We start from the raw sequence: 4,672 nt of genomic DNA, 5'->3' as shown, positions 1-4,672 counted from the left end.
CCGGTCAGGATGACGTCGAATTCGGTCTTCTCTTCGACCGGAGCAGCGGCTTCGCCGCCACCGGCGGGCGCAGCAACGGCAACGGCAGCAGCGGCGCTGACGCCCCATGCTTCTTCGAGGGCCTTGGCGAGGTCAGCGGCTTCGAGAACGGTGAGCTTCGAAAGTTCGGCAACGAGATTGGCGATATCGGCCATGATGATAACTCCTCAATGTGGTTTGCCCGGATGGGCGAATGATCTGAAAAACAGTCCGAAGATTGCGCTTGATAGCCTTGGCGGCTTACGCGGCGTCCTTCTCGGCGTAGGCGGCAAAGACGCGGGCCAGCTTGGCCGCCGGAGCGGTCGAGAGCTGGGCGATCTTGGTCGCCGGAGCCTGAATGAGGCCGATGAGCTTGGCGCGCATCTCGTCGAGCGAGGGCATCGTGGCGAGCGCCTTGATACCATCGGCGTTGAGAACGACGCTGCCCATTGCACCGCCAACGATTTCGAGCTTGTCGTTGGTCTTGGCGAAATCGACGACGACCTTGGCAGCCGCCACCGGATCCGCCGAAGCGGCGATGCCGGTGGGACCGGTGAAGAGGTCGATCACGCCCTCATACGCCGTGCCCTTGGCGGCAATCTTGGCCAGACTGTTCTTCGCAACCTTGAACGAAGCGCCCGCCTCGCGGACCTTGATGCGCAGGGCAGTGGACTGGGCCACCGTCATGCCGAGGTTGCGGGTGATGACCACCGCGCCGGCCTCGTTGAACACCTCGGTCAGGAAGGCGACCGATTCGGCTTTCTGCGAACGATCCATGCCATACTCCTTCACATGTGGCCGGACGGGGCGAACCCCGAACGACCGGCTACGTTTGTCCATGGCACCAGCGGCACCACGGGCGAGTCCGTACAATGGGGAAGGAGAACGCGCCGGTTGGCGCGTCGGGCCATGGTGTTCCACTCCGGGAGCGGACCATCAGGCCTATGGGCGCCGAAGCGCCCGAAATCTCTTTTCCCCGTCTAGGCTGGCAATTAAGCAGGAAGCCTGCACCAGCTGTCTCGGACGGATGACCTCGGGGCGTGAACCCCGCGGTCGGCGCGGCCATTGGCGCAAGTCCGCGCAAGAGTCAAGCAAAGCGGGCTGCGGCCCGCGGCGGAGGGGTGGCGGCGGTTGACAAACCACCCCTCTGCGCCTAACTCGCGGCGCTTGTCCACTGCTTCGAGCAAGGCCGTCCCATACGCGGGGGATGGCTCAGGAAGGAAGCGGTTCGGGTTTCGTCTGACGCGATGATGCCAATTGCCACCGGGAATCCAGCTGGAATCCATGGGTGGCGCTCGGCGTTTCGCGCTTCAGCACCACACGCCGCGTGTGGTTTTCGCCGGGTGTCCTGCCCGGCCTGCAATGACAAGAGGCTGACCCTTTCATGGCTACCAAGGCAACTCCCTCGGGCAAGCCGGCACGCGCCGGTCTGAAGAAGCGCATCCGCAAGATCTTCGGCGACATCCACGAAGTGGTGCAGATGCCGAACCTGATCGAGGTTCAGCGCGAAAGCTACGAGCAGTTCCTGCGCTCCGATCCGACCACGGGCTACGTCTCGGGCCTCGAAAAGACGCTGCGTTCGGTCTTCCCGATCCAGGACTTCGCCGGCACCGCCAGCCTCGATATCAAGGAGCGCGACGGCTATGTGCTCGAGGCGCCGAAGTACGACGTCAACGAGTGCCGCCAGCGCGGGATCACCTATGCCGCGCCGATGAAGGTCACGCTCAAGCTCGCCACCTTCGAGGTCGACAGCGAGACCGAGACCAAGAGCCTCATCGATATCAAGGAGCAGGACGTCTACATGGGCGACATCCCGCTCATGACGGACAACGGCACCTTCATCATCAACGGGACCGAGCGCGTCATCGTCAGCCAGATGCACCGTTCGCCGGGCGTCCTGTTCGACCATGACCGCGGCAAGACGCACTCTTCGGGCAAGTACCTGTTTGCCGCGCGCGTCATCCCCTATCGCGGTTCGTGGCTCGACTTCGAGTTCGACGCCAAGGACATCGTCAACGTCCGCATCGACCGCAAGCGCAAGCTGCCGGTGACGGCGCTGCTCTATGCGCTGGGCCTCAACGGCGAGCAGATCCTCGACTTCTTCTACGACAAGGTTGTGTGGGCGCGTGCCGAAGGCGGCTGGAAGGTGCCCTTCGTGCTCGACCAGTGGCGAGGTACGAAGCCGGCGTTCGACATCGTCGATGCCGCTTCCGGCGAAGTCGTGTTTCCCGCCGGCACCAAAATCAGCCCGCGCGCTGCCAACAAGGCGGCGAAGGATGGTCTGCAGAACCTGCTCATCCCGACCGAGGAAATCTTCGGCCGCTATGCTGCCAAGGACATGATCGACGAGAGCACCGGCCGTATCTGGATCGAGGCTGGGGACGAAGTTTCCCCTGAGAACCTCGAAGTGCTCGACAAGGCGGGCGTCGACGTGCTCGAGCTGCTCGACATCGACCACGTGAATACGGGTCCGTGGATCCGCAACACGATGAAGGCCGACAAGGCCGAGGACCGCGATCAGGCGCTTTCGGACATCTATCGCGTCATGCGCCCCGGCGAGCCGCCGACGCGCGAGACCGCCGAGGCACTGTTCGATGGCCTGTTCTTCGATCCGGACCGCTACGACCTTTCGGCCGTGGGCCGCGTCAAGCTCAACATGCGTCTCGGTCTCGATTGCCCCGACACCATCACCACGCTGCGCACCGACGATATCCTCGCGGTGGTCAAGGAGCTGGTGAACCTCAAGGACGGCAAGGGCGAAGTCGACGATATCGACAACCTCGGCAACCGCCGCGTCCGTTCGGTGGGCGAGCTGCTCGAGAACCAGTACCGCGTCGGCCTGCTGCGCATGGAACGCGCGGTGAAGGAGCGCATGAGCTCGGTCGACGTTTCGACCGTGATGCCGAACGACCTCATCAACGCGAAGCCCGCCGTGGCCGCGGTGCGCGAGTTCTTCGGTTCCTCGCAGCTCTCGCAGTTCATGGACCAGACCAACCCGCTGTCGGAAGTCACCCACAAGCGCCGCGTTTCGGCGCTCGGGCCGGGTGGTCTGACCCGCGAGCGCGCTGGCTTCGAAGTGCGCGACGTTCACCCGACGCACTATGGCCGCATCTGCCCGATTGAAACGCCGGAAGGCCCGAACATCGGTCTGATCAACTCGCTGAGCACGTTCGCCCGCGTCAACAAGTATGGCTTCATCGAGACGCCGTACCGCAAGATCGTCGATGGCAAGGTGACCGGTGAGGTCGTCTATCTCTCGGCGATGGAAGAGCAGAAGCACACCGTGGCGCAGGCCTCGGCCGAACTCAATCCGGACGGTTCGTTCGCGGAAGAGCTCGTCTCGGCGCGGCAGAACGGTGAATTCGTGATGAGCCCGCGCGAGCACATCACCCTGATGGACGTCAGCCCCAAGCAGCTGGTGTCGGTTGCCGCCTCGCTCATTCCGTTCTTGGAAAACGACGACGCCAACCGCGCGCTGATGGGTTCGAACATGCAGCGCCAGGCGGTGCCGCTGGTCAAGGCCGATGCGCCGTTCGTCGGCACCGGCATGGAAGAGACCGTCGCGCGCGATTCGGGCGCGGCGATCGCGGCGCTGCGTTCGGGCGTGGTCGATCAGGTCGACGCGACCCGCATCGTGATCCGCGCTTCGGGTGACATCGAAGCGGGGCGTTCGGGCGTGGACATCTACACGCTGCAGAAGTTCCAGCGCTCCAACCAGAACACCTGCATCAACCAGCGTCCGCTGGTGAAGGTCGGCGATCTGGTCGAAAAGGGCGATATCCTGGCCGATGGCCCTTCGACCGACCTCGGTGAGCTGGCGCTCGGCCGCAACACCCTCGTCGCGTTCATGCCGTGGAACGGCTACAACTACGAGGACTCGATCCTGATCTCCGAACGCATCGTGAAGGACGACGTGTTCACCTCGATCCACATCGAGGAATTCGAGGTCATGGCCCGCGACACCAAGCTCGGGCCCGAGGACATCACCCGCGACATCCCGAACGTCGGCGAGGAAGCGCTGCGCAACCTCGACGAGGCGGGCATCGTCTACATCGGCGCCGAAGTGCACCCGGGTGACATTCTCGTCGGCAAGATCACGCCCAAGGGCGAAAGCCCGATGACGCCGGAAGAGAAGCTGCTTCGCGCGATCTTCGGCGAAAAGGCGAGCGACGTGCGCGACACCTCGCTCCGTCTGCCGCCGGGTGTTTCGGGCACGATCGTCGAAGTGCGCGTGTTCAACCGCCATGGCATCGAGATCGATGACCGTACCCGCGCGATCCAGAACGAGGAAATCGAACGCCTCGCCAAGGACCGCGAGGACGAGCGTGGCATTCTCAACCGTGCGACCTTCAACCGCCTCAAGGACATGCTGATCGGCCAGACCGCCAGCGCCGCGCCGAAGGGCATCAAGAAGGGCACCATGATCGACGAGCAGGTCCTCGCCGATGTCGAGCGCCACGAGTGGTGGAAGTTCGCCGTCGCCGACGATGCGCGTCAGGCGCAGCTTGAAGCGGTCAAGGCGCAGTACGACGAGACCGTCAAGGCGATCCAGGAGAAGTTCGAGGACCGCAAGGAGAAGCTGGAGCGCGGCGACGAGCTGGCCCCGGGCGTGCTCAAGATGGTCAAGGTCTTCGTCGCGGTGAAGCGCAAGCTG

2 protein-coding genes and 1 pseudogene are annotated in these 4,672 nt (G+C 64.0%); 1 reads left to right on the top strand and 2 read right to left on the bottom strand.

Features of this window, described 5'->3' with window-relative positions:
• Positions 1 to 194: pseudogene (locus Q0082_RS15395) on the bottom strand (50S ribosomal protein L7/L12); the annotation flags it as partial.
• Positions 195 to 279: 85 nt separating this feature from the next.
• Positions 280 to 795 carry a 50S ribosomal protein L10 gene (gene rplJ / locus Q0082_RS15390; protein WP_298194314.1) on the bottom strand — a complete coding sequence of 172 codons (516 nt, stop codon included), beginning with the start codon at positions 793 to 795 and terminating at the stop codon, positions 280 to 282.
• Positions 796 to 1,402: 607 nt separating this feature from the next.
• Between rplJ and rpoB the strand changes: the two genes are divergently transcribed.
• A partial coding sequence (gene rpoB / locus Q0082_RS15385; RefSeq protein WP_298194311.1) for a DNA-directed RNA polymerase subunit beta occupies positions 1,403 to 4,672 on the top strand: 3,270 nt, incomplete at its 3' end.

Source organism: Novosphingobium sp., from assembly GCF_027489515.1.
Classification (GTDB): Bacteria; Pseudomonadota; Alphaproteobacteria; order Sphingomonadales; family Sphingomonadaceae; genus Novosphingobium.
The sequence above is the reverse complement of the archived record's forward strand: the minus strand, read 5'-3'. Positions and strand labels throughout refer to the sequence as shown.